Raw genomic sequence first — 2750 nt, 5'->3', positions numbered from 1 at the left:
AAAGCAATTCCGTAGTGAGTACTGAATTTATTCTGATTCGTCTTGCTTTTGGAGCGTCTTTTTGCGTTCTATAACTGTTGTGAAAGCTACGCGGTCGCCATTGAAAACGAAATTAGGATTAATAAAATACCATCCTTGGCGAACATGCTTTGCAATGATTTTAGCTTTTTCTAATTCGGCTAGACCTCTTGCAAAGGTAGCTTGAGATAGTGCCAGTTTTTTTTCTTGTGCGTTAAGAAAGTCCTCTAAAACGAATTTGTCTAAAGGGACGAGGTCTTTGCTGATGCCTTTGTCTTGAAGTATCCAAACCAGAACGCTGAAAGCTTTTATTCCAGCGGCTCCTAGTTCAAAAGTTAGCGCGATATTGGTGCTAAATAATTTTACAAATTCTTCACTATCAACACGTCTGTAAGTCGTCACATGAGTGCCTTGCATCTCACCAGTGGCTTGATTGACCAGAATGTTATCATCTCGTCCTAATCGAGATAACTGAACCCTCTGACTTTTAACTGGCACAACCATACCTTCGATGAAAGGATTCTCGTCATATCTGATTGGCTGCTTTCTCAATTTTGTCGCCATATTTGATAAACCTTTAATCAAAAAAACCACATTTTTTGATTATACCTATTCATCGAATGAGGCAAGGTCTATCAATTTTACCCCTTTTTTTGATAGACGGTTTAATCAATATTGATAGACCCCTTCACAGATTCTGAAAATCGACTTCCCTATTTTAGGGATATTTTCACGATTCCCTTTCTTAGTTCTTCCTAGTGGGGAAATTCGTTGAATCCTGCCTCGGAAAAACCATGAGAAAGCTGTTGGTTATATACGGGTGGCAAAGCCACCCTATTTTTAGCTACTGGGGAAAGAGATAAGGCAGGGTATTTGTAAAATTAAAACCGGATTTTTCGCTTTACGGTTTGTTTAGGCGCAACTGTCTTTTTAAGACCGCGTTTAACCATCAAAAGATCGTTCCAATCTTTTCCGTGTATCATCTGTTCTTTAGGTGGGAGCCAGTTTTCAACTTTTTTTGTTGGAAACGCGGCTTTAATCGCTCCGACTAATAGCGATGCTGCTCTTTGTCCTACAGCATCCCAATCATAGGCAATATGGACAGAAGATGCCTTTTCAACGATTTTTCGGAGAGTTTTAGTAAGAGACGTTCTTACGCCGCTGGTGCTTAATAATTTTACGCCAGCTTTAATTTTTTCTGGGCTTAAAAAGCCGACTACTGAAATCGCGTCTATCGCACTTTCAGCGATATAAAGATCATACTTTTCGTCATTTTTTACATTGATGCTGCCAGTAAAATGGGCTTCGCGACTGCTTCCCAAGGCTAACCCTTTAAAACCACTGCTTGTTCCGCGTAATTCTGCGCCCTGAAGTGTATCTTTATCGTCATACATCAAGAAGGCTACATTACCGCGATCATCTGTTCGGATAGAGTCAGGAATATTGTTAAATGATATTCCTCGGGAATTTAAAAACTCCCTAATTTTCGGCTCATTTTTATGCTCTGGTTGTTTAAAAGCAGGTCTTTGTTTTGCTTCATTTATTCTGATTTTACTTCGATACAAATCATTTAGAAGCATATCATGACGGGCAGTTTCATCACCAAACCTGTCAGCCAGCCATGATAGCGCGCCTTTGTAGTCTTGGCCTGTTGTGTGCATGAGCAAATCAATGGCACCACCCCCTCCTTTTTGAGCTGAATGGTCATAAAATTTATAATTATCTATCGTAATTCGGAATCTATGTTCAGGGTCTCGCCATTGCTTTTTGTCTGCTGGGTCAAGTTCCATGCCTAAGGTTTTTAAGACATCAGAAAGAGGTATTGCACGCATGCTATCAGCTTTTCTTCTAGCTAATGACAGGGCTTCCTCTGCTCTATCTGCTCGTTTTTTTTCTTCCACATATCTCGCCGCTTTGTCAGCCAGCGGCTGTATTACGGAAAGTGCCGATTTTTGGGCTTTTAGGCGTTCTTTTTCTGCCCATTCTTCCTTATTTGTAAAAATTGAGGGTGGGATGGGTGCCTGAATCTTGGGATCTAGCTGTAAAGTTTTGTTGATATTTCCGTAATGTCTTTGGACTCTTTGATGCGTTGCTTTTGAACCTTTTACGCCTCTGGCCAGCCCTAGAGGCTCCATAGAAGCCGCATAACCCGTCTGGAGGGCAGAAAGGGCTTTTCGACCATCAAACCATCTCGATGCGTTTAAACGGCCTGTATCGGGGTCTCTAGGCACCATAAAGCCGGTTAAGTGGGGTGTTGTTTCATCAGCATGTAGCTGAAGAGATACAAGGTTGTTTTCTCCAAAGGTTTGTTCCGCCCATTGCTGGGTGATTGTTTTCCAGTGTTCGAGTTTTTCAGGAGTGGCCTGTTTTGACCATTCTGGAGACATACCAAAGAACAGTTCTATGGCCTGCACACCGTTTTTTCTAAGAGGCTTTCCCGTTTCTTTCTGAATTTTATTCAGCATAGATTTAACATCTGCTGATGGGTCAGTAGAGCCTTTGAGTATTTCGTTTAGTTCTTTTCTATCTGGGTCAGCGTTTTGTGTTTCGCGGCCTCGCGTCATATGCAGGCTCGCGGCTTTAATCGTGCCAACTGTTTTATGTTTTTCAAACCTAAAGATTGCATAGTTCGGCATGTTTTAACTGCTTTAATTTGAGAAAAGACCAGAGGAAATAATCCAGCCTATATTTCTTTCCCTAGTAGCGAACTGGAATTGTTTTTCCGAAGGAAA

The 2750-nt window shown here is 41.3% G+C and carries 2 protein-coding genes; both read right to left on the bottom strand.

All coding sequences use genetic code 11. From position 1 onward, the window contains the following. Window positions 1-27: 27 nt before the first annotated feature. The gene (locus tag ZMOB_RS09665) at window positions 28-582 is read right to left on the bottom strand and encodes a replication/maintenance protein RepL (protein ID WP_012209811.1); all 555 of its coding nucleotides are present in this window, start codon (window positions 580-582) and stop codon (window positions 28-30) included. Window positions 583-899: 317 nt separating this feature from the next. Beyond that, a complete protein-coding gene (gene mobV / locus ZMOB_RS09660) occupies window positions 900-2654 on the bottom strand; it encodes a MobV family relaxase (protein ID WP_014466486.1) in 1755 nt (584 codons plus the stop codon). Window positions 2655-2750: the final 96 nt, after the last annotated feature.

It is taken from the genome of Zymomonas mobilis subsp. mobilis ATCC 10988, assembly GCF_000175255.2.
GTDB lineage: Bacteria > Pseudomonadota > Alphaproteobacteria > Sphingomonadales > Sphingomonadaceae > Zymomonas > Zymomonas mobilis.
The sequence above is the reverse complement of the archived record's forward strand: the minus strand, read 5'-3'. Positions and strand labels throughout refer to the sequence as shown.

What these genes read in the sequence shown, in the direction of transcription:
- mobV (WP_014466486.1), bottom strand. Translation starts at nt 2,654, where the DNA reads ATGCCGAACTATGCAATCTTTAGGTTTGAAAAACATAAAACAGTTGGC.
- ZMOB_RS09665 (WP_012209811.1), bottom strand. Translation starts at nt 582, where the DNA reads ATGGCGACAAAATTGAGAAAGCAGCCAATCAGATATGACGAGAATCCT.